Below are 26642 nucleotides of genomic sequence, written 5' to 3'. Positions count from 1 at the left end.
AGTATTATAAAATAAAATAACCATAAATATACAATGCTATACCAATAACCAAAAACAGCAACGTCTTAAGTAACAGTGTTTCTTTTTCTCTAATGAAGATATCAACAAATGCAAGCAGTATACCAAATGCTGCTGAAGCAATGCCTGCCTTTACAAAATCAAGAGTTAAAAAATATATACCACCTACACTTACACCACCTATGCCAATATCTACCATATCACGTATTCTAACCTTCCGTTTTGATACTGTGATTGTTTCTTTTTTAACAAATGATGGAACTTCTTCAGGTTTGAAGTAGCGTTTACGAGTTCTTTCAAGTTCTTCCTGTCTTTTTTTCTGACGAGCTGCAATCTCTTCAGCACTTTCACCTATTCCATAATGCTTATTGATAAGTTTTATTACATCTTTATTAGGAATGGTTGATATGAGTTCTGCACGCTTTTCAAATTTTTCCCGTAAACTTACTGGTCGCCCTGAAGTAGCGTTGCGTTCAGCAGTAATGCGCCCTTTATCTATAACCGCATAATAAGGATTTCCGCCTTCTTCGCTATCTTCCAGATACAGCCTTACCCTTTTATCTTTTAAATTATAATCCACACGGATGTAATCACCGTTTTCAGTATTGCAGTAGAAAACCCGTTGATAGCCTCTAATTTCTGATGGCCTTCGTTTCCAGTAGGTCTTCTTTGCCTCAGGGATTATAATTGATTTTGTTTTAATTCTTCTGCGCATTATCCAACCTTATTGTATTTAAAAATAGAAAAGAGATTGACTTCCTTTTCTGCCAATCTCTCCTCTACTTACATTATCGTAATTTCTTCTTGTGACGATTAAGTCTTCTTCGTTTTTTCCGTTTGTGATTAGCAATCTTTCTGCGTTTTCGCTTCCTACCACAGGGCATAGTGTTTCACTCTCCTTATTATAAAAATATGTCACAAAAATACTTTATTTATTATATCTGATTATTAATATACAACGGAATTAATACACCAATCCACTATTTTTTAAAATTATCAAAATCTTTCTTTAAAGATTCTGAGCCACTCTCACTTGCTATATCCCATGGAACATTTTTGTCCGAAGTAACTATCACCCTCACATTATCCGCTAATTTGTCAATATAAATATATTGCAAAATATCCTTGTTTTTTGAAATAATTTGTGACATCTTTTCAAGATAGGCCAAATATTGTTCATTTCGCATCTGTTCTTGCTTGAGCTGATGTTGCAATTCATTACGCTGTATGGCATTCAATTTCTCCTGTGTCAGCAATTCAAGTAAAAATTTTTTACCCTCAGCATATACAGCATAATCTGGCATATAGATGACACCCACAGTAGCATCTTGTATCAGTATGCCTTCTTTGATAAAAGATTCTTTAACATGAGCTATCGCCTGCCCTATTTCCCTGTTGATATTGGCTTGCAATACATTATACTGGTAGTATGGATAAAGATGGAAGGCAATATTATCTTTAATACTGCTAAGTAATCGTAGCTGAATTTGTTGAGGCAGGTACTGTGCATCTGAATACAGTTTGTATAAATCAAGTGATAATTGACCCGGATTAAGCCTGTAAGTAACAGCTACAGGAATCTTAATAGAATAATGTTCACTTTTAATTACTTCTAGTGGAGGAACCGGTATGGTAATGTCCACATGACATGTATTATTCAGTGGGATATAGTGTGCTTTAATGTGAGTAGTTATCCCCTGAGGAACTATATTAACACCTTTGTGCAATTGTCCTAATACCTGACCTTCTTTATCAGTGACAATTGCCACTACACCATCTCCAACAATCACAACTACACGTACAAAAACATAAATAAGGGCAGCAATAATAAACGCTGCAACAACAATTTTTTGTACTTTACCCATGTATTATTCTTCATCTTTATACTGAACTGGCTTTGACGGCATTATCGTTGATATAGCATGTTTATAGATAAGATTTTGCTTTTTGTCAACTTCAACCAAAATTGTAAAGCTATCAAAGCTGATAACCTTCCCCTTGATCGGAACGCCGTTCATAAGATAGATGGTAATTTCCACTTTATCTTTGCGTGCAGCATTAAGAAAAGTGTCCTGTAAATTTTTTGTTTGTTTGCCCATTGTGTACCCTCTTTATTTATTTAATTTTATATATTATTTTATTTTAACAATATTGCACCACAATACACTTACATATCATTGAACATAAATAATATCAATATTTTTTTACAAATTATATCTTAAAATTGATCATTAGTATTATTTATTATTATAATGCTTATGACTCAGTAACTATCGTACTACACTAATTGAATAACCATTGCGTTATTATTTCCCTTATTTTTTTAATATTATTCGGTGATACCCATAAAGGGTTATAGCGCTTAAACCATGTAATTTGCCGTTTTGCATAATGCTTTGTTTCCTGTTTTATTAACTTAATTGCTTCCTCAAGCTCCAACTCATTTTGCAAAACCTTATGTAACTGCAAATAACCAATAGCCTTTTGTGAATTAAACTTTTCCGTATAGCCCATTGCCCTCAAATTTTTAACTTCTTCCACAAATCCATTACTTATCATTTCATCAACCCGGCGTTCAATTCGCAAGTACAATTCATCTCTTTCAACATCCAGCGCTATCATAAGAATTTCTAGATTACTTTTTTTGTGCTCAGACTGTAGAAACTTTGATAGAGGAATACCGGTTGCTCTGAAGACTTCTAAACCACGCAAAATCCTTTGAGTATCATTTGGATGAATACGATGTGCCCACTGTGGATCATGCTGCAACAGTTCAGTATACAAAGCCTCAAGCCCCTTTTGTTGTAATTCCTCGTGTAACTGTTTTTTTATCGTTGCATCTATTTTTGGAAGTTGAGCCAGTCCATATAAGAAAGCCTGAAAATATAGCCCTGTACCCCCAACAAAAAGAGGCAATTTATTGTGTTGTCTCACTTTTTCTAGTGCATTTTCGGCTTCTCTACAAAAATCCCCAGCAGTGAACCAATAATCCGGATTAACAATATCTATACAATAGTGTGTTATCAAAGAACGATAGTACGGGGCAACCTTCCCTGTACCAATGTCCATATACTTATAAACCTGCGCTGAATCTACTGATATTATCTCAAAAACATCATGTGCTATTTCAAGGGATATGCGTGTTTTTCCGGATGCCGTTGGCCCTACAAGAACAACAGCTTTATTATTCAAATCCTTTATCCCAAAATATCATAACCCACTTATACAATAATCAAATACTCATAGGTGTTATACTATTGGAATTATTAAATACTGTTTTTGCAAACTTTTAATCTTTTATTTCTTCTTTAAATTCATATTTAACTATATTATTAAGCATTAAATTTAAAATATTGGGGACAACCTTCCAGTTTTTATCACTTTCAGGATACCCTTCAATGTTACCTAATTTATCAACTACTTTCATGGCAGCACAGGAAAAGACATATCTGTTATCTTCCAATGCAATCAATTTATCTAATGGTATAATCATGTACACCCTCCAATAATCTTTTAACTACTGATTCCATATATTCACGTTTAAGTATAACAGTCTTTAAAATTGCATTGAGTTCATCAAGAGCTTTTTGCAAATCATCATTTACTACAATATAATCATAATTTACATATTCGCGTAATTCAACTAGTGCATTGTTCAATCTAACAGCTATTTGATATTCCGTTTCAGTTGAACGGTGCCGCAAACGTTTTTCTAATTCCTGAATGGATGGTGGAATAATAAATATTGATATAACATTTTGTAATTTATTACGCAAACTGCGTGCACCCTGTACATCTACATCAAAGATAGGTATTTTTGAAAGTGCTTTTATTCTGTCAACTTCTTTTTTTGTTGTACCGTAATAATTATCATGCACCTTGGCCCATTCCAAGAATTCACCCTTATCTACCATTTGCATAAACTCTTCATAACTCACATAATGATAACTTTTACCTTCAGTTTCGTTTGCCCTCTTTGTTCTGGTAGTTGTTGATATTGCAAATTCAAAAATAGGATTTTGAATAAGAAGCCTTTCTATTAATGTTGTTTTCCCTGCACCTGATGGCGCTGAAATAATTATTGAAAACATACCTATTCTTCACTTTGATTTAATCTGTTTGCGATAGTTTCCGGTTGCATTGCCGATAATATTACATGATTGCTATCCATTATAATTATAGCACGCGTTTTTCGTCCATGAGTTGCGTCTATCAGCATGTTATTTTCTTTTGCTTCTTCACGTAAGCGCTTACCTGAAGCAGACATTGGGGTAATGACAGCTATTACTCGTTCAGCTACAACAGCATTGCCAAAGCCAATGTTTATTAGTGTAGTCGATTTCATTGTGTTATAATTCTCCCCAGATTACACAATATTCCTGCATTGTTCCCGAATCTTATCAATATGATTTTTAACTTCAACAACTTTATGCGCTATATAAGCATTGTTTGATTTTGAACCAATTGTATTTATTTCCCTAAACATTTCCTGCGCAAGGAAATCTAGTTGCCTACCTTTTTGCCCCTCAGATAACAGTATATCTTTAAATTTTTGCATATGATCTTTTAGCCGTGACAGCTCTTCATTTATATCCTGCTTATCCGCTAATATTGCTATCTCAGTATAAATCCTGTTATCATCAACTTTGCTGTGCAATAATGATTCCAATGCCTTTTTTAATCTCTTAAACTGGTACTCTACAACTGTATTTGCAAGCTTCTGAATATCATTGCATGCATTTTCAATCACTTTGAGGGATAGTTCTAGATCTTTTTTTATGGACTTACCTTCTTTCTGTCGCATTTTAATTGCTAATTCTATTGATTTTTCCAAAGTATTATAAATATCCTCTTTTGATTTTTTTGAAAGTACTGTCCTTTCTTTATGCACTACACCATCAAGTTGTAATAAAGCATCAATTGAAAAATTAGCTGGTATTTTTAATTTTGCAAGAGAGCTATGTATTTCTTTATAATATTTAAGTAATACATTAGTGTCAATATGAACTGGTCGAGATTCAACCCAATCATAAATATCAATAGTACATTCTACCTTACCTCTTTCAAAACTTTTTTTAAGTAAATTTGTAATAGCATTATCTTCGGATTTCAGTATTTTTGGGATATTTGTATATACTTCAAGGTACTTAGAATTTAAGGTTTTAATTTCAATTGAAAAAGTGAACTGTTCCGTACTTTTTTCAATAAACGAATATCCTGTCATACTTTCCATAATCCACACTCACTCTATATTTCTTTATCCTCACGGCCTAATGACTTAATTTTTAGCTTCCCTGTTTCCAGGAAAAAATCAACCGTTCTACCATAATCACCAAACACATCTTCGCCAATAATCGTTATATGGTATTCATTCAAAACATCCCGCACTTTATGTACATTGTTTATGCCTATTGAACCAATAAAAGAATTTTCAGGCATTTTAAACATTGATGCACCACCTGCAATTTTTGCTACTAAATGCTCGGCATTTGCACCACTTTTGCACAATTCCTCTATCATAAGAGCTATCGCACTATCAGCATATTTCTTTGGATTTGTTGATTTATCATTATTTTCCGGTAGCATAATATGGGCAAGTCCACCAATCTTGTTTTCAGGATCATACAGGCATATTCCCACACATGAACCTAATATTGTACGCAATATATCTGGAGATTTTGAAACTTTATAATCGGCTATTGGAACAGTAATAAGTTTAAAATCCATTTATTTTCTCCTTGGGAACATATACAGGCGAATCCATGATCTTGACATACTGGAAATCATCAGACAATGCATGCAATGTTTCCGAATGGCCAATAAAAAGGTATCCCCATGGATTAAGTACCTTGTAAAAATTTGCAATAAGTTCTTTTTGACGTACCCGGTCAAAATATATCATCACATTACGGCAAAATATTATATCAATATTTTGAGGATAAGGGTTTTTAAACAGATTGAGATATGAAAACGAAACCAACTTTTTTAACTCATCCTTTACCTCATACACTTCAGGATTATCTGGCATTTGTGTAAAGTATTTTTTTAAAATTTCAGGTGGCACCTTTTCAATGCGTCTTCCTGTATATCTGCCTATACGCGCAAACTCAAGGACTGAAGGGGCAATATCAGTAGCAATAATTGAAACATTCCAACCACTTGAAATGACATGTGATTCCATAACACAGATAGCTATTGTATAAGGCTCTTCGCCTGTTGAACATCCTGCACTCCATATCTTCAAAATTTTTTCTTTTTTCTTTTTGATAATTTCTGGTATGCAAAAATCTTTTAAAGCATCAAACTGGCGTTCATTTCTAAAAAAATACGTCTCATTGGTAGATACAACATCCAGTAACTCTTCAATTTCCTTGCTTTTATCCTTAAGATTTGTAATATAATTATAATACTCTGAGAATTCTGAAAGGTTTAATGCCTTTAATCGTTTTCGTAACCTGTTTGATAAAAGTGTAATTTTGGAATCTTTTAAAAAAATCCCACTTTCATCATATATTAACTTAGCAAATTTTTTAAACTCATCCTCTGTTAATCTCTTGATATTTGAAAAATCAATCATACCTCACCAATTTGCAAACAAACAATAGAATAAACCATTATTTTTTCATTGAAAGATTCAAAATAAGCGATATCTCCCCAACCGGAATTCCAGAAATTTTCGATAGTAACTGTAGAGAACAACCCTGGCTATACAATTTTGCAATCATCAAATATTTGTCGTCAGCATTCCGATAAAGTGCCATCAATTCATTTTCATCAAAAGCAGTGCTTATAGCCATATCTGAATTTCCACGAAATTGTTCTTGAGGTTCATCATAATCCAAAATAGCAGTATTGGATAAATCTTCAACATATTGATTAATAGAATTATTTGCTTTTTTAGCAGATTTATTTTCAATATACTGTCGCAATCTATAAAAAATAATTTTCCCTATTTCTGCTAATTGTTCTTTAACAGTAGGAAGTTGTGATTTGTTTTCCTGGAAAGAGCTGTTAGCTTCTTTTTGAAGATATAATAATGTATTATTATTTGATTCTCTAACAGTTTGTTTTTTACTATCATAAGGGGTTTCAAAATTTACTGATTGCATGCTCATTTTATTGGGGTGCAATGCAGAATCGTTATCTTCTATTTTTTGGCTTGATCTCTTTTTGGTTTTTTTGGCACCTGCTATTTTTTCATCATCATTAATGGTTATATCAAGTGTTGGTAATGCATCAGCTTTTTTTAGCAATTCACGGAGGATATTAATTTTATATTCCAGCAAAGATAAATTACGTTCAGCCGTATGATTAAATTCATTGATAAGCTCTTCCATTTCTTTTCGTAACTTCTTTGAGCGGAATTCTGTGGCTGAACGCTCTAATTTAAGCGATATAATAAGATAAAATATAGATGCTATTAAAATATTCACCATTATAAGAATAATAAGCTGCATTGCGCATACTTCCTTTTTTATTTTTTTACATCAATAATTCTTCCAATTTTTGTATCTTCTGGTATTTCAGGCTGCTCCTGTTTTTCCTTCTTTTCTCCTTTTTGAAATTGTTTCCCCTTCTTAAACTGTTTTTCTTCGTTTAAAATTATTGTTCTTTCTGCCTTTTTGTTTTCTTCAACCTTTTCCTTCTGAATATTAGCCTTTTCCTGAGATTCCTTACTTAATATATGTTGCTGTTCAACTGCAGCAGCATTTCTTGCATGCTCTCCTCTAGCCACTTCTATCATCTGGGCTATGTTGGTTTGCAAATCTATTGGTTTGATTGCCATAACTTTCTCCCAGTTAAAACTTTCTTACCTTCTCCTCCTTATCATTAATTTTTGTGCTTCACCCAAATCTGGAGGTTCATACTCAGAAAGTCGTATATCAGCTCCTTCAAGAGAAAACTTCACATAATTGTAAGGATCTTTAACATTAAAACGTTTATCTTTAATATATATTTCTACCCCTGGGAATATGGTCTTTTCAACACATACTTTGCCCTTCTGCTCTAGCATATTAAGATACGCTTTCAATTCTTCCAGCGACAGATTAATTTCATTGAGCCGCTGCTCCAACTTTTGCTTTTGAGCAACAAGTTTGCCTAAAAGCTCTTCCTTATCTTTTGGCAAATGACCTCCAGCATTATTTTTTTGTACAGTAAGTGTTGTTACATCCTTTCTTACTTTATCAAACTCCTCGGAAATAGTTCGCTTGTTTTCCTCCAACTCTGTAAGTTGCTGGAGCACTTTTGGATTCATTCCAACTCTTACAACTGTTTTAGTAAATGAATCAGACCCAACATACTTGGAATTGACCTCCTCTCCAGCTCTAATTAATCCACCAACTATCCTGGCTCGTCTTCCATTGCAAATAATTCTGTTACCTGCATCCACATTGGAATGAACAATACCTTCAGCAACTATCACATCCTTTTCGGCTACTACCGTTGCTGTTTGTATAAATTTAGCTATAATAGAACCACCAGTTGATTCTATCCGTGCTCCTTCCCTACCCATTATACCCTGGCGTATAATAATATCTCCTTCAGCTTCAAGATTTGCTTTTTGTACAGTACCTTTAATCTCAATATTGCCAGCAGCCTTTACGGTAAAATTATCCTGCACACTCCCACTGACAATAACAGAACCCAAAAATACGATATTACCTGTCTCGGTGGAAACATCCCCTTTCACAACATATATAGGCTCAACACTGAGTTTACCATTCTGGTACACTACCTGCCCATTAATTTCTGCAGTTAGCTCTGTGCCATCTTGTGACAATATTGTTCCCTTCCCGTATTTTATCTGAATATCCTTTCCAGAGCGGGCAGGAATGATTCTATTTGTTACCGTTCTTCCCGGCACCCCTTCCTCAGCAGGCACCTTTACTGCCAGCACCTGTCCAACAACAACATTTTCAAGTAAATCAAGATCCTTAAAATCAACTCTTCCTTTTTCATCTTCCTCTAACTGAATTCCACTCTTATCAATTCTTACTTTGTAGTCTATATATGCATCACGTCCATGACGTGGTGGAGTTCCTTCCGCTGCAAGGAGAGGCTGGCTGTAATCCATTTTTTCAAGATATTGGGCAATTCTTTCTTCTTTTATACCTGTTACTACTCCTGCACGTTTCAAAGCTTCAACAACATCATCAACATCCATATGTCGTCCGCAAAATCGTGGTGGAACAAAATGAACAAATGCTTTCATTTCATCATCAGTAATCTCAACAGTCATTGTCCCATCATATTCTGGATTTGGAATCCAATCACCTATTTTTATAGGTTTGCCTGATGGATTGCGCACTTCTTTTTCTATTTTTGACATATCCGCATTTTGGATGCGCAATGCATATATTTTATTTGTAACATCTGACAGGTCTACACGTCTGCCACTTCCTTTTGGTGGAGTTACTGTCAACCATATACCTGTTTTGGTAACTCGTATTTTTGCAGAACCATCAACATTCTTTGGTACATCTTTAATTGTAAGGTCAGCTTCTGGTATGGTATGTAGTTTTTGTTCTATCGCTCTAAAATCTTCTTCCTCTTCTTTTTCAGAGATTATTGGGCGTACCAAAACCCGATACGGCTGTCTTCCAATACCCATGAACCCTGATGTACCCTTTTCCAAAATCTGATAATCAAGCTCTGAAATATCAACACCAAGTTCAGTAGCAGCAAGTTCCAGTGCCTGTTTCACAGAATCAGCTAACACTTCTATTTCATTTTCGGATGACTCATCATCCTGTATTGTTTTCATCAGATCTTTTAATTTCTTCATGATACTAATATCCAGAGATTCATTTTATAATTATCTGGCATATGCCCTTAATTACAATTTATCCAACAATATTTGATTTAATCCTCCCCAATCTTCCTCGTAATCGCATAATAGCTTTAGTATGCAACTGCGATACCCGGCTTTCGGTAACCTCAAGAACTTCTCCAATTTCCTTAAGTGTAAGATCTTCATAATAATACAGAACTATCACCTTTTTTTCTTTATCAGGCAATTTTTTTATTGCATCAACAATATAATCACGAATTTCTTCCTTTTCTATCATAACATCTGGATTCAGCGTATCGGGTGCTTCCAGAGTTTCCAGTATCGATAGCTCATCATTTTCATCGCCCACATACCATATATCATTCAATGATAGCATCGCTGTGCCGCTGAGCTTATTGAGTAATGATTGAAATTCTTCAACAGTGATTCCCAACTCTTTAGCAATCTCCTCGTCTTCAACAGTTCTTCCCAATTTGTTTTCAAGGTCTGCAATAGCCTGCTCAATTTGCTTGGCCTTTTGCCGTATTGAACGAGGTATCCAGTCTATTGAACGCAATTCATCAAAAATTGCACCGCGTATTCGTGTCATTGCGTATGTTTTGAATTTAATACCACGTTCAGGATCAAATTTTGTTATTGCATCAATTAATCCAAATACACCATACGAAACAAGGTCATCAAACTCTATAGAACTTGGCATCCCCATAGCAATTTTTCCAGCAACATACTTTACCAAAGGTGCATATTTAATCACAAAATAGTCTCTTATTGCCTGATCTTGAGTCTTGGCATATCGTTTCCAAAGTTCATCTTCATCAATTGCATCAAATTCCTTAAATTTTTTATTTGCCATACAACCTCGTTATTTAAATTAATCCTTATCACGTTTGAGCATAGTTCGTATAGCTTCTGCCATTATTTTTGGTTCATACTGAATCTTCTTATCGTCCAATACAATGTGCTTTCCCATTTTTTTTGGTTTACTGTCTTTTGTACTTAAATTTGTAAAATCTTTTGCTTCAAGTGGTGTAAAAGCTTCACTATATGTTGTATCTTGAGTTTCCGATGAAACTGTTCCAGCACCATAATCCTGATTAGCAACGCCTCCCTCCTTTATATTACTACTCTCATCAGGCTTAACTGTAATATTTTCCTCCTGGCTGATATTTTTTCTTGAAAACCCAAAAGATTGATTCAATATTTCATACATCTCAGGTACAAGCCGTTTTATTATTAAAAGTGAAGCATACCCAATACCTGCATACAAAATTGTAAAAAAAAGGACTCTGGTAAATACAATGCCAATTTTGTTGCCTACAATAATTCCAAATAGTAGCGAAATTAAAAAAGCTATGATACCAAAAATTATTGCTATCCTTACTTCTAATGAAAGCCCCATTATTTTATCATTTATCAGCATTTTACAACCATAGCCCTTTCACTTAAATATAACAAAATCATCATTACTTAAATAATAGTGCTAAATGTATATTAATTCAAGTAATAATTAACTCCGCCGCTTGTACAAGATATTATAATGTGCCCTCCTCGTTATCAGATTCATAATGTCCAAAAAATCTCCTGAAAAAGCTCAACATTCCAGTACCTTTTTCCATATCAGTTTGAATATTGGCAACCCTGTCAGCTATAATTTCAATGCACGTTGAAGCTTTTGATTTTGGATAGCTTACTATAAACGGCTTTTGATTTCGTATTGATTTTGCCACATACATATCATCAAAAATAAATCCTAAATTATCTACTTTGATATTTAAAAACTGCCCTGCTATATTTATTACTCTCTGAGCTACTTTTTTTGCCTCTGTCACTGTCTGTGCCCTGTTTACCAATAATTTTACTGTTTTTTCAGGATCATTTGCTGCGATTGCTTTTATTGTTCCGTATGCATCCGTTATTGCAGTAGGCTCAGGAGTTGTAACAACTATCACTTCGTCAGCAGCAACTAAAAAACTCAAAACGTTCTGCGAAATACCTGCACCGGTATCAATTATCATATAGTCGTCATCATTAAGTTCCGATAGTGCCTTAATAAAATATTCACGTTGTTTAACATCTAAATTTGCAAGCTGATGAAATCCCGAAGCGCCTGCAATTATCTTTATTCCTTCTGGAACATCAATAATTATCTCCTCTAATTTTTTCTTACCTTTAATAACATGGTAAAGATTGTACTTTGGTATTATCCCCAAAACAACATTTACATTTGCCAGACCAAGGTCAGCATCTAACAGTGTTACAGAATAATTGCGTTTAGCCAGTGCAATGGCAAGGCTCACAGCCACGCTTGTTTTACCCACACCACCTTTACCACTAGTGATGGCTATTGTTTTAGTTCTTCGGGTTGCATTGTTTTCTATTACCAAACGCCGTAAATTTGCAGCCTGATCCAAGGGAATCCTCCTTAGCGCATTGTTGTTTCCAGTATCATATTCACCATCATGTCAGGGTCGGCAATCGCAATGTCATTTGGCACTTCCTGCCCATTGGTGATATACGATATAGGCTTATTATATTTATCGGCTACAGATATAACATTACCAATATATGATGTTTCATCAACCTTGGTAATTATTACACTATCAATGTGAAGTATATCATAAGCTTTGAACACATCAACCAAGTCACTGCGTTTTGTGTTAGCACTGACACACAGAATTTTTATGATTTCACAACTACAATTATCAGCAAAATTTTTGATCTCTGCAATTTTCAGATCATTCCTGTGGCTTCTTCCGGATGTATCCACCATTATAATGTCAGCCTTTTCATTTTCAACTATTTCTTTAAATTCAACTGGTTCAGTAACCACATGAATGGGTATTCTCATTATTTCAGCATACTTTTTAAGCTGCTCAGTAGCAGCTATCCGGTAATTATCAATAGTAATAAACGATACTTTTAACCCCTGACGAAGCGACATAATCGCTCCCAATTTTGCCATAGTAGTTGTTTTGCCTACTCCAGTTGGGCCAACAAACATTAACACTTTCTTTCGCTTACCTCTATCAATTGGTCCGCTTACTACTATCCTGCTTTTAAGTAGTTCGCGCAATGTTTTTTCTATTTTGAATTTATCTTTCATATCTTCGGTACTGACATTACGTCTAACTTCGTCTAAAAGTTTATTACACTCCTCATCTTCCATATCATTTTTACGCAAAATTTCCTTAAACGGTTTAAAATAACTATCCCCACTTTCAAGGCATATATCTGCAGCAGCTCTTTCCTGTTTTGTCTCAATCAGATTTTTTAATAACATTTTTAATTCATTAAATTCCTTTTCAAGTTTCATGTATGAAGTGTCTTTTGCATCTGTATTTGATTCTTCTACTGGTTTAGTAACATTCTTAACCTCACCCTCTCTCTTTGATTGTATTATGCTCTGGTTCAAAAGCTGCTCTAGCCCTGCGTGGGATTTTTTAAGTGGTTCAATATCTGGTTTTTCTATTACCTGTTTTAAAAGCTCGTTGACGTTGTCATTAGCTCCAACTGTAAGATCAATATTCTTCTTTGGTTTCAATTTAGCAGGCTTAACATCGGGTATTGCTGCTGTTAACTCAACAAAATCACGTGCAAACAACCCCGTGTTAAACAGTCCACCCTCTTTTACATTTTTATGGCTTATTGGTATTGCATCATCACCATGTTCCATCTTCAATTTCATCATTGCTTCATTATAGGTGCGTGCTTTAATTTTTACATATCTCATTGTAAAACACCTCGCTTTTTAAAAGTATTATGCTGCCCGCAATAACGCTGTTCCTATAACATTGACTTTGATTTCGGGCACAATTTCATTATATGATAAAACAACCGGGTCAGGAACTTCCCTCTCCAGTAATGTGAACAATACACTACGAATGTGTGGCGATACTAGATATACAGGGGCAAAACCTGCGCTTCGCGCTTTTGAATATGAACTCAATAAACTATCAAGTACTTCCCTGTGCGTGTCAGGATCAAGACTCACAATTCTTCCTTCAACCGGGTCCTCATGAATTGATGAACGAATTATTGTTTCTATCTCAGGATCCACCGTTATCACCGATAGTGTATTATTTTTATCAGCATACTCCCTGCATATCTGGCGCGCCAAGGCAACACGTACGTATTCGGTTAAAAGTCCTATGTCTTTTGTATAATCTGAATAGCTAGCAAGTGTTTCAAGAATAGTAACCATATTGCGGATTGAAACACGTTCACGCAGTAGATTCTGCAATACTTTTTGTATTTCTCCAATACTGAGTTTTTTATCACCAACAAGTTCATTCACAACTGCTGGATAGTCATTCTTAATGGTATCAATAAGCTGTTGAACCTCCTGTCTGCCCAAAATTTCATCTGCATGCCTGCGTATTATCTCTGTCAAATGCGTTGCAATAATGGTTGGGCAATCAACAACTGTATATCCACGTCGTTCAGCTATGTCCCTGTTATCAGGATCAATCCATATTGCCTTAAGATTAAATACTGGCTCGGTAAATTCTACACCTTCAATTTTTTCTTCCACTGTCCCAGGATCCATTGCCATAAGCTTGCCCACCTGCAGGCTGCCATGCCCAACTTCAACACCTTTAATTAATATAGAATAATCCTGTGGTGCAAGTTCCATATTGTCACGTATTCGTATAGGTGGCACAATAAGTCCCATTTCAAGTGCACTGCGTCTGCGTATGTTGGTTATTCGGTCAAGCAATGTACCACCCTGGTCTGGATCTGCTAGTGGTATAAGGCTGTACCCTATTTCAACTTCAAGCGGATCAACCTGAATGAGCGGTATCACAGATTCTGGTTTATGAGTCTTTAATGCAGCTTCTTTCTGTTCAATTTTTGTTTTTTCCATTTGCTCTTCTTCAGTCTGCTTCAACAGATATCCCAATGCTCCAATACCCAAAGCTAGTAAAATTAACGTAATCTTGGGGAAACCAGGAATNATTGCAGACAGTCCTAAAGCAGCAGCTGTTAACATCAACGCACGTGGCTGCGAGCCAAGTTGCACTGATATGTCCTTCCCTAAGCTATCCTCTGATACCGCACGGGTAACGATAATACCAGTTGCTGTTGTAATCAGCAAGGATGGGATCTGAGCAACAAGGCCATCGCCTATCGACAATAATGTATAGGTATGCACTGCTACATCAAAACTTTCACCGCGCATTACCATACCTATTATAAACCCACCTACTATATTCACTATTGTAATGATAATACCAACTTTGACATCCCCCTGTACAAACTTTGATGCACCGTCCATTGCACCATAAAAGTCGGCCTCTTTACGTACCTCACGCCTGCGGCGCAATGCTTCTTCTTCATTGATAATGCCATTGGAAAGGTCAGAATCAATACTCATCAACTTAGCTGGCATTGCATCCAAAGTAAAGCGGGCTGCTACTTCGGCTGTTCGTGTTGCACCTTTGGTGATAACAATAAACTGAACCGCCACCAGGATAACAAACACGATAAATCCAATGACGTAGTTGCCACCAACTACAAACTCGCCAAATGTGCGGATAATCTTACCATCAAATGCTGCACCCTGTAACAGGATTAAACGAGTTGACGACACATTGAGTGCCAGCCTATAAACAGTGGTAATAAGAGACAGGAGCAGGAAATACCGAAAAATCAAAGGAGCGCGGCACATACATTACTACCAGCAATATCAGAATACCAAGCATAATGCTTATTGCCATTAGAAAGTCCAGCAGGAAAGTGGGCAGAGGAATTACCAGCATGGTAACAACTGCAATTACACCAATACCAAGTAGAATATCGCTTTTTTGCATCCAAGAAAGATCGTATGTTTGTTCTGCCATACACTACCCTCTAATAATTATATTGCTGCTTTATAATTTCGCTTTTTATAAACTTCTGCATATATCAATGAAACAGCGTAGAATAAATCTTCAGGGATAATATCTCCCACTTCCACCCGTTTATACAATTCTTGAGCAAGTGGCCTGTTTTCTATAATCAGTATATTATTATCTACTGCAATCTGTCGTATTTTTAATGCCATTGCATCAACACCCTTAGCTATTACCATTGGTGCATACATTGCCTCAGGTTGGTACCTCATAGCTATAGCAAAATGTGTTGGGTTGGTTACCACTACATCCGCTTTGGGTACTTCCCGTATCATGTTGCGCATAATAAGTTCGCGCTGCATCTCTTGCAACCGTGCACGTACATGCGGATCACCAACGGTTTCCTTCCATTCTTCCTTCAACTCCTGCTTGGTCATTTTCAACGACTCTATGTATTCACGTTTCTGAAAGATATAATCAGGGATTGAAAGGATAAGCAGGCATACTGTTGACCATATAATTATCTTTAATGCAATTATTGAGATATTCTGAAATGCCAGGCCAACACTAATATCAGGCGTTTTAATTAACTCTTCAAAATCATTTACAATTACCAGATAACAAACAAAGCCAATAACCACTACCTTGAATACTGATTTGAAAAGGTTCATTGCAACCTGGCGCGAAAAGAACATCTTGCGTGCCATTGTTGCAGGATCAAATTTTATCTTTGAAAGGTCAAACTTGAGCGGATGCGTTGAAATTTGGAATCCAACCTGTGCAATATTTCCTAGCAATGCTGCAATCACTGTGGCAACAAATATTGGCAACAGTATCTTGAAGGATTCAATGCCGGTTGCTATCGCCTCATGAAATAAACTGCGTTCTGTAAGCTGAAAATGTGAAAAACTTGTAAGATAGTAGCGCATCATTCGTATAATTGTTTCAAAGATAAATCCACAAAACACAACTATAGTAATCATAGCAAAGATAACAACAAGAGCCTGAGGCAATTCTTCGGTTTTAGCAACCTGCCCTTTTTCGCGTGCCTCACGCAGCTTTTTCTCGGTAGGCTCCTCGGTCCTGCCTTCATCCTCAGCAGCAAAAAGCTGAAGATTAAATACTATCGCACTTTTGAATTCAAGCAGAAGCACCTCATCGAGTATGTCAGTATACCATTTCATACTGGCCAGTATTTTATTACCTTCACAATAAATTGAAATGTCCTTTCTAAGGAAACATTCATCACCCTGACTATCAATGGCGAAACTAAAATCATCATCCCAAATGCAACAGCTATTTTAAATGGAAAGCCAAGCATCATTATATTCATCTGCGGTGCAGCTTTTGCAAGTATGCCTAAACTTACTGTAACCAAAAATACTGCGGCTATTATTGGTAGTGAAATTTTAAGCGCTATCACAAACATACCGCTGAATGCATGGGCTAAAAATTTTAAAAATGCCTCAACGCTTTCACCTTTAAGCGCAAAGGCGGGAGCTAGTTCATATGACCTGAAAATGGCCTTGATCATAAAGTGATGGCCGTTAATTGCCAGAAATACTAAAAGTCCAATAATATTTTTAAGCTGACCTACAAGCGGTATGGAAACCTGCGCAAGAGGGTCAATTACTTCATTGATGCCAAAGCCTATCTGCACTGCAAAATACTGCCCGGACAATTGAAACGCAGAAAAAATGACGCTAACAAGAAATCCGATGTATAATCCTATTATTATCTCTTGAATAACCATGAGATAATACACTCCCATATTACCAGTGAAAGCTGCATTGCTTATTGACAGAACCGGAAATATTACAAGCGAAACAAAGAATGAAAGTGCCCCCCTCATAAGTAAAGGAATAGCCCCACTTGAAAAAAATGGAGCAATCACCATCATTGCTGTCATGCGCACAAGCACCAGAAAGAATGCCTGAAACTGATATACAAAATATTCCATTATCCGGCACCCAACTTAGATATCATCATAAACAATCCTTTAGTGTATGCTACCAATGTATGAAGTATCCATGCTGCAAAAAGTATCAGTGCAGCAAAGATAGCAATAATCTTTGGAACAAAGGTAAGTGTTTGCTCTTGTATTGATGTTGTTGTTTGAAAAATTGATATAATCAAACCCACAAACATGCCTATCCCCAGTATTGGTGCCGAAACAACCATGGTTACCATCAGTGCTTCACGCAAAAGCTTTATTACTTCAACATCAGTCATAATCTTCTCCTACATAAATGACTTTACCAGCTCATAGGTAAGTAGATTCCATCCATCAACCAACACAAAAAGTACTATTTTAAAAGGCAACGATATCATAATAGGTGGCAGCATAATCATGCCCATTGCCATAAGAGCGCTTGCCACAATCATATCGATAACAATAAAAGGAATAAAGATATATACCCCCATCTCAAATGCACGTTTCAGTTCGCTTATCATAAAGGCAGGTATAAGACAATATGTAGGAATATCATCCTCAGTTTTTGGACGCTCTAATTTTGCAAGTTCAATAAACAGTGCGATGTCTTTCTTGCGCGTTTGTTTCAGCATAAATTTGCGCAATGGTTCCATGCCTCTGTTATAAAATTCTTCGTTGCTGATCTGCCCCTTCAAATAAGGCTGCAATGCTTTATCATTAATCTCAGTAAGTGTAGGCGACATAATGAATATGGTGAGGAAAATTGCAAGTCCCACAATAACCTGTGTAGGTGGCATCTGCTGCAAAGACAGCGCACGGCGAACAAAATCAAGCACAATAACAACCCGAGTAAATGAGGTCATCATCATGATAATAGAAGGTGCCAGCGTTAAAATAGTGAGTAAAAACAGAATCTGCAAACTTAGCGAAACATCTTTAGGTGTTTTTGCTTCTTCAATATCAAATCCAATTTTTGGTATAGGCATTCGCACATTGCCAGCTTTTTGAGCGTATGCAACATCTATACACGCTGCACCAATAACTACAATTGCAACAGTCAAAAGAAGAAATATGATTATATGTTTACCTAAAACTTTTTTCATAACACCTTACACATCATCACCATTTAATTTTTTTAAACGCTGACGGTAAGCCAAAATAACATCATCATGTACCGTCCGCTCCTGGCTATGAAAACGCTGCTGTGGCTTTCCATGTTTCATTTTATCAAGTACCTTCCCCAACTGTGTGGAAAGATATTCCTGGAATCCGCCCTGCTTTGGCGGAGTTGATTTTGAACTAAGCAATCTAATTCTATCGATATCATCTTTGTCTTTTATCTCAGTTATAAGATTTATATTATTATCTGATACACCAAGCACATACACCCTTCCTGCAATATCCACCACCTGTAAAAATTTATTCTGGCCTAACGGTACAACAGACAATATAGTAATAACCTCCTGCCCAATTGCTGTAATTGCAACTTTTTGGGTGATAAATTTAAAAAAGTAGTAAAAACCTGCAATAAGCACACCCATCACAAAAATGGTCTTAAAAATCAGCCATACATACGACTCTTCTTCAACCTGTGGCTCTTCATAATTATACAGATAATCACCTTTCTGTGGTTCATTTTCTTTTTTTTCAGCTTCTTTTGCTACACCTGATTCAGAAGCATTTTCCTGCACTGCATTTTCATTCTTGTTGTCTTGTTTTATGTTGTCTTTTTCACTTTTCACCGCTTTTACAGATTTTGTTTCTTTTGCAAAGAGTATATATTCATATTGGCGATAGCTCATAGTAATGGGACATAATATAAAAATGAGACATAATAAAAAACTCTGGTAAAAAAATTTTTTCATATTACTCCTATGTACACCAATTATTTGTGTCATACACCACCGAATATCTTTGCATAAAATTGAAAACGATTATATTACGACTGCATTTTTGCAATACGTTCAGCCGGGCTTACAATATCAGTTACACGTACGCCAAAATTTTCATCTATAACAACAACCTCACCACGCGCTATAAGTTTGCCATTAACAAGTAAATCAACAGGCTCACCAGCCAGCTTATCAAGCTCAATAATTGAACCCTCACCCAAACCTAATATGTCTTTTACCAGTTGCCGTGTCCTTCCCAACTCTACTGTAAGAGTCATTGGTACATCAAGCAACAGGTTAATATTACCAGTCGGTATTGACTGCAACCCCTCTCCTAAAGGAGGGAACCTCACTGGGCTTATCCCAACCTGCGATGTCCGTGGTTGGGATGGTTCCGGCCTATATTCTGGTTGCGGCATCTGCGGTACATACGAACCACGCGCAATTTCACCTGCAAGTTCAATATTCATCAAGTGATACATCTTGGAGTTAATTAAATTTTGTATTGTGAGATTGTATGTGACCTTTACCACATCAGGAGTTCCAGGAACATCAATATTCCCCTGAACAATTTTTAAATCAGGTGCAGTTGTGTTAACTCCTTTTCCAATTTTATTGCTTAATTGTGTAGCTATTGTAGATAGCATCTGGCTTACAAATTCCTGCAATGTACTCTGATGAGCATCCGTCAGTGTTGCAGGTGGAGCCCCTGTATCGTCACCCATCATCAAAGATGAAATAACACCAGCATCATTCATTGACAGCAAAATTACATTTCTGCCGTTTACACCACCCGAAAAGTTAACTACAACCTGTACATATTGTTTTGGAAAATCTGCACGCACTTGATCAGCGTTTTTAACTTCAACTAGCGCATTTCCTATAATTATATTTTTTCCCAAGTAACCAGACAATGCAGGCATTACACTGCCCATGCTGCTGTTCAAAAAATCAGCTACTGCTTCTCTTTCTACTGGCGATAATGCAGCCTGTGCAGGAGCAAAATCTCCAGCTGGCACCCGTGCTGTGCCCGACAGCATATCATCAGCGCCTTGCAACAGGGCATCTATTTCATCCTGGGACAATGAACCGTCACCCATTGTTTCCTCCAGTGTTATTAATTCTTACGCATAAAATTCAGAACACATTAACTTCATAAATTAATAATACAAAACATTACGCTAATTTACAACAAATTCTCTAAAATATACCTCTTTAATCTTACCTTTTAGCAGCAAAACATTTATATGAGCTTTAATTTCTTCAGCAAGATTAACAGTATCTTCAACCGAATTTAATTCTTCATACGATTTATCACGTAAAAGAATATTAACCACATGCTGCATTTGAGGTGTGCGCTGAACCAGCTCTGCATTCAGTTCAACGTTTTCTTCATACCCTAATGATATTGTTATTTTAGCAAAATGTGGTTCCGGGTCATTGGTAGTGATAGAAAACGATGGCATATCAAAATGAGCCAACGGTGGCGGAGGAGGAGCCAAAACTATATCCTGCTCACGCTGGTAACGCTGTTCCTGTACATATTTGGCAACCAGATATGAAATGCCAATGATGATAAAAATAGACAATATAGCACCCGCTACATACAGTAAAATCTTTATTATCCGGGAAGTCTCAAAGGCACCAGCAGCTTTAGCCTCCTCAGGTTTTTCCTGCTCCTCTATCTCCTCAACATTGACCCGTTCTTCATCACCCATGCGCTATACCTCACCAACAAGTTTTATTTTCATTAAGTATTTAGTATTACATCAATAAAATCTAAACAAACATTGTTGGTTAATTGTTATACTAAATTTATCGACATAATACTATATTAATTAAAAAAGTCAATTAATTTATGATTATGTCACTAAAATGTATCAATTTTTTTCATCATTTTGTTATAAAATCCTTTTATTACTCCATTCTACCGCCATTCTTCATCTGGTAATGGCCTTGCAATTTCTGGTGTTGTTGGCTCAGCAATACCTTTATCTCTTAATATAACTATCTCAACTCTTCGGTTATATGCCCTGCCTTCTGGAGTATTATTATCGTCTATTGGTCTGTACTCACCAAATGCAACTGCGGACATCTGTTTTGGATTAACACCAGTTTCTTCTATGAGATATCTCAACACATTAACCGCCCGTGCTGAAGACAGTTCCCAGTTAGTGGCATATCCTTCTTCCAGACCTCGTGGTGGAACAGGCCTGTTATCGGTATGGCCTTCTATTCTCACATAATTAGGCATCGATTTTATGATTAATGCAACTTTTTTCAATACTGGAATAATATCGTCTTTAAGCTTTGCACTTCCTGCTTCAAAATATGCATCACTTGACAGAGTAATAACGAGCCCCCTTTCATCCTCACGCACTCTTACCTTTTTTGCCTGTATTTCCGGTTTAAACGCTTCAACCGCTCGTTTGAGCATCTTTGCCAGAGCTCTTCCCTGTTCGCTTGAAGGTAGGTTGAGCATATTGAGGCCAATTTCCTCCATTCTGCCTCGAGCAAGTGAATATCCACCCTGCATCATACCAAGGGAGCCTTTAAAAGAAGACAAAACAAGATTAAAATCCTGCCCAATGATTGGTGAAATATCAAACATCATGACAAAGAATGTCAAAAGGAGCGTATTCAAATCCCCCCAGCTGGTAAGCCACGGTGGTGGCGGTGGGAGTTCTAATTTTTTTCTTTTTGCCATTAATCTCCAACCTCACTAGTGATAGCTTCCCTCATCTTTGGATCCAAGAATGAAACAAGTTTATCCTTAACTATTCTTGGATTATCACCGGACTGAATTGATAAAGTCCCTTCTATCATGATAAGCTTCATCAAGATTTCCTGGTTATTAATATAACCAAGTTTTGCCGAAATTGGATATAAAACCAGGTATGCCATGATAGCACCGTAAAATGTAGTAATAAGAGCAGCCGACATACCAGGTCCAATTGCCGATTTGTCTTCTATATTTACCAGCATAAGAACAAGACCCAAAAGCGTTCCAATCATACCAAAAGCCGGAGCATAGGTGGCCCAGTCATCAAAAAGCTTTTTTCCTTCATCATGGCGAGCCATTATATTTTCAAGCTCTGTTTCCATTATACGTCGCACCAATTCAGGGTCAGTACCATCAACTACAAGCTGAATACCTTTGCGTAAAAACTGATCATCAAGTTCATCAAGGTCATCTTCTAAGGCCAGCAAACCCTCACGACGTGCTTTTTCAGAAAAAGATACTAATGTGATTATCAGCTCATTGGGGTTGTATTTTGGCGGAAAAAATGCATGCTTTGCTACTTTCCATATCCCCAATACTTTACTTAATGGATTGGATATGAGCAGTGCACAAAACGAACCACCTACTGTAATAAATACTGACGGTATATCAAAGAAAAGCAACGGATTGCCTTTTGCAAAAATTATTCCCATTATTATATTTGTAAAACCAACTATTAACCCTATAACGGTAGCAAGATCCATAATTTTGCAGCCCTCCTAAAAGGGATTCAATTCATACATGTATTCTTATTAACAATTTTCGGTTAAAATTTTAAAATAATTCAATAATTACTTCTGTGTTAGTACTTTTTTATAATATTCATAGACTTTTGCTAATACCTCATCCTTTGTTTCTTTTACCAGATATTTTTTTTCGTTAATTAGTGTTATGGTTGTATCAGGTTTTGCTTCTATTGTCTCTATATGATTTGCATTCAGAATAAATTCTTCACCATTAATTTTATGCAATGTGATCATTTTTTTCCTCGCTTTTGAATTCTTTTTTCAGGATATATCGTCCCCATAACCTTGCTGATATGCATTTTGACAACCCTGTTTTCGCTACAGCCAGGGATACTGCAATCATATACAGGCACCGAAACCCTGGTAAAAAGGTTTTCCAGCCACTGTTTTGCTGCTAAAAACTGGTGGTCTGTATAATATATCGACTCTCTGCGCTTAACCATGTACATTTTCTTTTTATGAATCATTGCATAATCATTTGAATTGGCTGTTGAATATCTGCAGTAATTGAGCATAAACCTTTCACTTACAACGGTATTCTGTGTGTAATAGATATCCTTGAAAGCCAGGTCATTACCTACCATTGTTAACGAAGCAATAGAACAGCCCAATGCCAGCGATATTGCCTGCGTTGTTACAATACTGGCTGTGGCCACGTACCCTAAATGCTCCCCTGCAAGCTTCCATAATGCATCAAAGGGTTTTTCATATATCATCCAGTTATAAAAGCTGATTTTTCCCTTCCATGTGGAGAGGGTATTAGCACTTACACCGCTAAATGCCAGCAGATGACATGATGAAGTTGGCAAAAAAGCATAATATGAAACAGGCATAATTTCACATGAAATGGAAAAATGTGGTTGTACTCCACCAAGCAGTAACGGTCGGTAAGCCATATCAGTAGCAATAATAACAAGATCTTTTCTGTATTGATATTTTTTTAACACCTTTATGGCTTCACTCAAACTACTACCTGCACCACACACCACAACATGTTTGCCTGATAAAAGCGAAACAACCTTCTGCAACCCTCCCCATTTTTCTATTAATACTTTATTTTTTGCTATATTGCGGTGTATTATTGCATAACGCTCCTGTAATAAACCCTGGTTTAATGCCTGATAAAGGCTTTCAGTATTCATAATGGTTTAAATCCAGAAATATATTTCATATCCAAATAGTTATCGCTTTTTTATAAATCTCACTTTAATGTATCACTCTTTGGATGGTATTGTGCTGCTTTAGAGCACCTTCCATAACTGTCGCTATGCCAAAATAAACCTGCACTTCACCATATTGGCCAAATCCCTTAACTATGCCAGCAAACCCTTCAATATCAGCCCAGTAGGCTGCGGTAAAGCGTATATGCAGCTGTGTTCCAACGCTGTACTTAAAATCATCAAAGGATGTTGAATTAATCCATATATTGCCATACTCCACAAATGGTGTCAACCATATATCCCTGAACATAAGAGGCATCATCTTGTACCCAATATCCCTTTGAAATAATGGAATACGATACTCAACAACACCCACTGCAAGCCTGTTACCATAATATGCATCCTTGGCAAAACCCCTCATGCTGTATGCATCTTCATCATACGGGATGCTCTGGCTTTCCCCTTTGGCATACCGCCCCACATTATACGGATAAAGATAATATGGTGCATTATGTGCATACCCACCACGAAGTATCACTGCCACTACATCATTGCTAAAACCGTTTATAAAATAATACACACCGCCACGTACTTTAGCATACGAAACATCTGAAGCAAGCTTGGCATGGTACATATCAGCATACGCTTCTACAATCATCCCATTTTCTTTGCTTACTGACCAGCTTCCTGTGTATGTAGCATCATGTAAAAAAGCCGCATGGGCTGCAGCAAGCACTGTATCATGTGTAATAATTCCTACATTCCTGTAATATTCATCAATCATTGTTTTTTCATAGGTATAATACAAAACCAGTTGATTGAAGTTATAAAATTTTTGATATGGCAGTGAAATCCCTGTTGCCAGCTTTTTTTCCATGGTTCTTCGCACGTAAGACACTTCGTCCGGCACTTCCCATGGGAATGTATCATCAAGCAAAATGCTTTCATCTGTATATCCAATAAAAACATCAGGATACAATCCTGAATAAATATAATCAAAAGCAAGTGTTACCCTTTTTTGTACAAATGCATAATCAAGCCCCAACGAATAACTATGCCGGTACAACGTATCGTTACCCGACGTATAAAAACCTACATGATTGTCATATTTATCTGTATACAATTCTTCGGTATAGAGATATGGCCACCACCAGGGCGCAAACACAGAATAAAGTGGGTTATAAGATTGTTGTGCTAATTCTTTTTTTTCATTATGTTGTATAGTAAATGGTTGTGGCGATAGCTCCTGTGATTGCCCGGCTTTATAGGGCATCAGTGCAATGTTATATCCATTGGCTTCGTATGAAGAAAATACAATTGTAGTGCCATCAGGGCTTATGTCGGGGAAAAACGCACCGCCCACAACATTGCTTATACGAGATAGTTTCTTGGTAACAAGGTTTATTTCGTACAGATTAAACACGCCATCCCTGTCGGATGAAAAGACAATTCGTTTGCCATCAGGATGAAATGCTGGATGTATATCTACATATGAATCATTAGTCAGAAGTACTACTTCCTGCGTAGCAAGATCATACAGTGCAATGTCGCTAAACCCATTATGCACAATGCTGAACACTGCTTTAGAGCTATCGGGCAAAACCCGTAAATATGAAATTTGCATTGGTGTATTGCGTATAAAATACTTTTGTAATGAAAATGAAGTATCAAGTTGTACCAGAGAATATGTGCCCTTATCATATATAATGGCTATGTACCCATTTTTAACTGGTTCAATGTAGTGAACACGCAAACCCTTTGTTTTTTGGGAATAAGTGGTATTATACACAAATACATCTCTGAACAAATCAAATGATTGATAATATTCTAAATCACTTACAATTATATTATCATTACTAATACAAAGGCTATTAGGCATGTTCACAAATGCCAAACGCGAAAACGTTTTTAACTTACTATCATATTTCATAAGGGATGGCTTTTCTCTATTTGTCATAGAAACAAAAATAATATTATCGTTATCAAATCGAGGAAAACTTGTATAAAAGCCTGTTTTAGTCAATACTGTATAATCCGAAATCCCACGTTTTTTAATTTCCGATATTTTATAATTCATCTCGTTTATTAATTCTTTCTGCCATAAATGCCATAGTTGATACACTTGTGCCCCGTATACATCATTGAAATTTTTTTGCATTAAAAAAGGTATGATATTATCTGCATTTTCTTTAAATATTTCACTGAAATTTTTTTCAGGATAATTACGTATACAGAATTCAACAAAAAGTCCCCCGTATAGATACGGTACCATTCCTGCAGGCCAATCCCGGGGGAAACTACTTGCCTGCGATATGTCCTTAAGGTTTTTTGAATACACTTCCTGCCTTAGAACCATCATGGTATAATTGGCATTAAGCCTACCCCATGGCTTTGCACTGGATTCCTGTAGCACAGGATAGCCCTCAATTGCCCATATCGGCATTAGCAAATTTGGAAAGCATACCCTGCCACATGTATATCGTGAAG

General features: G+C 36.4%; 29 protein-coding genes and 1 pseudogene. All 30 read right to left on the bottom strand.

What is annotated here, in order from left to right; all coding sequences use genetic code 11:
• Positions 1-4: 4 nt before the first annotated feature.
• Entirely contained in the window at positions 5-733 is a 729-nt protein-coding gene (locus N3F66_01655; protein MCX8122853.1) for a hypothetical protein, read from the bottom strand.
• Between the two features lie 265 nt (positions 734-998).
• Positions 999-1883, bottom strand: coding sequence for an SPFH domain-containing protein (locus tag N3F66_01650; GenBank protein MCX8122852.1), 885 nt, complete (start codon positions 1881-1883; stop codon positions 999-1001).
• A 3-nt stretch (positions 1884-1886) separates the two neighbouring features.
• Entirely contained in the window at positions 1887-2117 is a 231-nt protein-coding gene (gene hfq / locus N3F66_01645) for an RNA chaperone Hfq (GenBank protein ID MCX8122851.1), read from the bottom strand.
• 184 nt (positions 2118-2301) lie between these two features.
• Positions 2302-3210: a tRNA (adenosine(37)-N6)-dimethylallyltransferase MiaA gene (miaA, locus tag N3F66_01640; GenBank protein MCX8122850.1), complete on the bottom strand. Its 909-nt coding sequence runs from the start codon at positions 3208-3210 to the stop codon at positions 2302-2304.
• 97 nt (positions 3211-3307) lie between these two features.
• Positions 3308-3511 (bottom strand): hypothetical protein, encoded by a 204-nt coding sequence (locus N3F66_01635; protein ID MCX8122849.1) that lies wholly within the window; start codon positions 3509-3511, stop codon positions 3308-3310.
• Positions 3492-4109: a guanylate kinase gene (gmk, locus tag N3F66_01630; GenBank protein MCX8122848.1), complete on the bottom strand. Its 618-nt coding sequence runs from the start codon at positions 4107-4109 to the stop codon at positions 3492-3494. The genes N3F66_01635 and gmk overlap by 20 nt, the downstream gene beginning before the upstream one ends.
• Positions 4110-4111: 2 nt before the next feature.
• Positions 4112-4363, bottom strand: coding sequence for a DUF370 domain-containing protein (locus N3F66_01625; GenBank protein MCX8122847.1), 252 nt, complete (start codon positions 4361-4363; stop codon positions 4112-4114).
• 21 nt (positions 4364-4384) lie between these two features.
• Complete coding sequence (locus N3F66_01620) at positions 4385-5251, bottom strand: YicC family protein (GenBank protein ID MCX8122846.1); 867 nt, start codon at positions 5249-5251, stop codon at positions 4385-4387.
• A gap of 14 nt (positions 5252-5265) precedes the next feature.
• On the bottom strand, positions 5266-5745 hold the full coding sequence (locus tag N3F66_01615) for a chemotaxis protein CheD (GenBank protein MCX8122845.1): 480 nt from the start codon (positions 5743-5745) through the stop codon (positions 5266-5268).
• Positions 5735-6595: a protein-glutamate O-methyltransferase CheR gene (locus N3F66_01610; GenBank protein MCX8122844.1), complete on the bottom strand. Its 861-nt coding sequence runs from the start codon at positions 6593-6595 to the stop codon at positions 5735-5737. Before N3F66_01610 ends, N3F66_01615 begins: the two co-directional genes overlap by 11 nt.
• Positions 6596-6632: 37 nt before the next feature.
• Entirely contained in the window at positions 6633-7475 is an 843-nt protein-coding gene (locus N3F66_01605; GenBank protein MCX8122843.1) for a hypothetical protein, read from the bottom strand.
• Positions 7476-7492: 17 nt separating this feature from the next.
• The gene (locus N3F66_01600) at positions 7493-7804 is read right to left on the bottom strand and encodes a hypothetical protein (protein MCX8122842.1); all 312 of its coding nucleotides are present in this window, start codon (positions 7802-7804) and stop codon (positions 7493-7495) included.
• Between the two features lie 24 nt (positions 7805-7828).
• The gene (locus N3F66_01595; protein ID MCX8122841.1) at positions 7829-9805 is read right to left on the bottom strand and encodes a FapA family protein; all 1977 of its coding nucleotides are present in this window, start codon (positions 9803-9805) and stop codon (positions 7829-7831) included.
• A 58-nt stretch (positions 9806-9863) separates the two neighbouring features.
• Positions 9864-10664: an RNA polymerase sigma factor WhiG gene (whiG, locus tag N3F66_01590; protein ID MCX8122840.1), complete on the bottom strand. Its 801-nt coding sequence runs from the start codon at positions 10662-10664 to the stop codon at positions 9864-9866.
• A gap of 18 nt (positions 10665-10682) precedes the next feature.
• A complete protein-coding gene (locus N3F66_01585) occupies positions 10683-11231 on the bottom strand; it encodes a hypothetical protein (protein ID MCX8122839.1) in 549 nt (182 codons plus the stop codon).
• 112 nt (positions 11232-11343) lie between these two features.
• Positions 11344-12222, bottom strand: coding sequence for a MinD/ParA family protein (locus tag N3F66_01580; GenBank protein MCX8122838.1), 879 nt, complete (start codon positions 12220-12222; stop codon positions 11344-11346).
• 11 nt (positions 12223-12233) lie between these two features.
• Positions 12234-13541 carry a flagellar biosynthesis protein FlhF gene (gene flhF, locus N3F66_01575; GenBank protein MCX8122837.1) on the bottom strand — a complete coding sequence of 436 codons (1308 nt, stop codon included), beginning with the start codon at positions 13539-13541 and terminating at the stop codon, positions 12234-12236.
• A gap of 27 nt (positions 13542-13568) precedes the next feature.
• A pseudogene (flhA, locus tag N3F66_01570) lies at positions 13569-15651 on the bottom strand (flagellar biosynthesis protein FlhA).
• A gap of 17 nt (positions 15652-15668) precedes the next feature.
• Positions 15669-16826: a flagellar biosynthesis protein FlhB gene (gene flhB, locus N3F66_01565; GenBank protein MCX8122836.1), complete on the bottom strand. Its 1158-nt coding sequence runs from the start codon at positions 16824-16826 to the stop codon at positions 15669-15671.
• On the bottom strand, positions 16823-17602 hold the full coding sequence (gene fliR, locus N3F66_01560) for a flagellar biosynthetic protein FliR (protein ID MCX8122835.1): 780 nt from the start codon (positions 17600-17602) through the stop codon (positions 16823-16825). The genes flhB and fliR overlap by 4 nt, the downstream gene beginning before the upstream one ends.
• Positions 17602-17874 carry a flagellar biosynthesis protein FliQ gene (gene fliQ, locus N3F66_01555; GenBank protein ID MCX8122834.1) on the bottom strand — a complete coding sequence of 91 codons (273 nt, stop codon included), beginning with the start codon at positions 17872-17874 and terminating at the stop codon, positions 17602-17604. Before fliQ ends, fliR begins: the two co-directional genes overlap by 1 nt.
• 9 nt (positions 17875-17883) lie before the next feature.
• On the bottom strand, positions 17884-18678 hold the full coding sequence (fliP, locus tag N3F66_01550; protein MCX8122833.1) for a flagellar type III secretion system pore protein FliP: 795 nt from the start codon (positions 18676-18678) through the stop codon (positions 17884-17886).
• A gap of 6 nt (positions 18679-18684) precedes the next feature.
• Positions 18685-19440: a flagellar biosynthetic protein FliO gene (locus N3F66_01545; protein ID MCX8122832.1), complete on the bottom strand. Its 756-nt coding sequence runs from the start codon at positions 19438-19440 to the stop codon at positions 18685-18687.
• 74 nt (positions 19441-19514) lie between these two features.
• Entirely contained in the window at positions 19515-20567 is a 1053-nt protein-coding gene (fliN, locus tag N3F66_01540) for a flagellar motor switch protein FliN (GenBank protein MCX8122831.1), read from the bottom strand.
• Between the two features lie 81 nt (positions 20568-20648).
• Positions 20649-21185, bottom strand: a complete 537-nt coding sequence (locus N3F66_01535; GenBank protein MCX8122830.1) for a flagellar basal body-associated FliL family protein — start codon at positions 21183-21185, stop codon at positions 20649-20651.
• 209 nt (positions 21186-21394) lie between these two features.
• Positions 21395-22174, bottom strand: coding sequence for an OmpA family protein (locus N3F66_01530; GenBank protein MCX8122829.1), 780 nt, complete (start codon positions 22172-22174; stop codon positions 21395-21397).
• Positions 22174-22953, bottom strand: a complete 780-nt coding sequence (locus N3F66_01525; protein ID MCX8122828.1) for a motility protein A — start codon at positions 22951-22953, stop codon at positions 22174-22176. Before N3F66_01525 ends, N3F66_01530 begins: the two co-directional genes overlap by 1 nt.
• Before the next feature lie 87 nt (positions 22954-23040).
• Positions 23041-23229: a flagellar FlbD family protein gene (locus N3F66_01520; protein MCX8122827.1), complete on the bottom strand. Its 189-nt coding sequence runs from the start codon at positions 23227-23229 to the stop codon at positions 23041-23043.
• Positions 23226-24137 (bottom strand): DUF115 domain-containing protein, encoded by a 912-nt coding sequence (locus tag N3F66_01515; protein ID MCX8122826.1) that lies wholly within the window; start codon positions 24135-24137, stop codon positions 23226-23228. The genes N3F66_01520 and N3F66_01515 overlap by 4 nt, the downstream gene beginning before the upstream one ends.
• Positions 24138-24201: 64 nt before the next feature.
• A partial coding sequence (locus N3F66_01510; GenBank protein ID MCX8122825.1) for a hypothetical protein occupies positions 24202-26642 on the bottom strand: 2441 nt, incomplete at its 5' end.

Source organism: Spirochaetota bacterium, from assembly GCA_026414805.1.
In the GTDB taxonomy this organism is placed as follows: Bacteria; Spirochaetota; UBA4802; order UBA4802; family UB4802; genus UBA4802.
Note: the sequence above shows the minus strand (reverse complement) of the source record. Positions and strands in the feature narration are given on the sequence as shown.

Coding starts and splice junctions, on each gene's coding strand:
- N3F66_01600 (MCX8122842.1), bottom strand. CDS start 7,804: ATGGCAATCAAACCAATAGATTTGCAAACCAACATAGCCCAGATGATA.
- N3F66_01655 (MCX8122853.1), bottom strand. CDS start 733: ATGCGCAGAAGAATTAAAACAAAATCAATTATAATCCCTGAGGCAAAG.
- N3F66_01635 (MCX8122849.1), bottom strand. CDS start 3,511: ATGATTATACCATTAGATAAATTGATTGCATTGGAAGATAACAGATAT.
- N3F66_01610 (MCX8122844.1), bottom strand. CDS start 6,595: ATGATTGATTTTTCAAATATCAAGAGATTAACAGAGGATGAGTTTAAA.
- N3F66_01535 (MCX8122830.1), bottom strand. CDS start 21,185: ATGGGTGATGAAGAACGGGTCAATGTTGAGGAGATAGAGGAGCAGGAA.
- N3F66_01595 (MCX8122841.1), bottom strand. CDS start 9,805: ATGAAGAAATTAAAAGATCTGATGAAAACAATACAGGATGATGAGTCA.
- fliN (MCX8122831.1), bottom strand. CDS start 20,567: ATGGGTGACGGTTCATTGTCCCAGGATGAAATAGATGCCCTGTTGCAA.
- flhF (MCX8122837.1), bottom strand. CDS start 13,541: ATGAGATATGTAAAAATTAAAGCACGCACCTATAATGAAGCAATGATG.
- N3F66_01585 (MCX8122839.1), bottom strand. CDS start 11,231: ATGCTGATAAATGATAAAATAATGGGGCTTTCATTAGAAGTAAGGATA.
- hfq (MCX8122851.1), bottom strand. CDS start 2,117: ATGGGCAAACAAACAAAAAATTTACAGGACACTTTTCTTAATGCTGCA.
- N3F66_01650 (MCX8122852.1), bottom strand. CDS start 1,883: ATGGGTAAAGTACAAAAAATTGTTGTTGCAGCGTTTATTATTGCTGCC.
- N3F66_01625 (MCX8122847.1), bottom strand. CDS start 4,363: ATGAAATCGACTACACTAATAAACATTGGCTTTGGCAATGCTGTTGTA.
- fliR (MCX8122835.1), bottom strand. CDS start 17,602: ATGGAATATTTTGTATATCAGTTTCAGGCATTCTTTCTGGTGCTTGTG.
- fliP (MCX8122833.1), bottom strand. CDS start 18,678: ATGAAAAAAGTTTTAGGTAAACATATAATCATATTTCTTCTTTTGACT.
- N3F66_01605 (MCX8122843.1), bottom strand. CDS start 7,475: ATGCAGCTTATTATTCTTATAATGGTGAATATTTTAATAGCATCTATA.
- N3F66_01530 (MCX8122829.1), bottom strand. CDS start 22,174: ATGGCAAAAAGAAAAAAATTAGAACTCCCACCGCCACCACCGTGGCTT.
- N3F66_01620 (MCX8122846.1), bottom strand. CDS start 5,251: ATGGAAAGTATGACAGGATATTCGTTTATTGAAAAAAGTACGGAACAG.
- N3F66_01515 (MCX8122826.1), bottom strand. CDS start 24,137: ATGAATACTGAAAGCCTTTATCAGGCATTAAACCAGGGTTTATTACAG.
- gmk (MCX8122848.1), bottom strand. CDS start 4,109: ATGTTTTCAATAATTATTTCAGCGCCATCAGGTGCAGGGAAAACAACA.
- whiG (MCX8122840.1), bottom strand. CDS start 10,664: ATGGCAAATAAAAAATTTAAGGAATTTGATGCAATTGATGAAGATGAA.
- N3F66_01615 (MCX8122845.1), bottom strand. CDS start 5,745: ATGGATTTTAAACTTATTACTGTTCCAATAGCCGATTATAAAGTTTCA.
- fliQ (MCX8122834.1), bottom strand. CDS start 17,874: ATGACTGATGTTGAAGTAATAAAGCTTTTGCGTGAAGCACTGATGGTA.
- N3F66_01520 (MCX8122827.1), bottom strand. CDS start 23,229: ATGATCACATTGCATAAAATTAATGGTGAAGAATTTATTCTGAATGCA.
- N3F66_01525 (MCX8122828.1), bottom strand. CDS start 22,953: ATGGATCTTGCTACCGTTATAGGGTTAATAGTTGGTTTTACAAATATA.
- flhB (MCX8122836.1), bottom strand. CDS start 16,826: ATGAAATGGTATACTGACATACTCGATGAGGTGCTTCTGCTTGAATTC.
- N3F66_01545 (MCX8122832.1), bottom strand. CDS start 19,440: ATGAAAAAATTTTTTTACCAGAGTTTTTTATTATGTCTCATTTTTATA.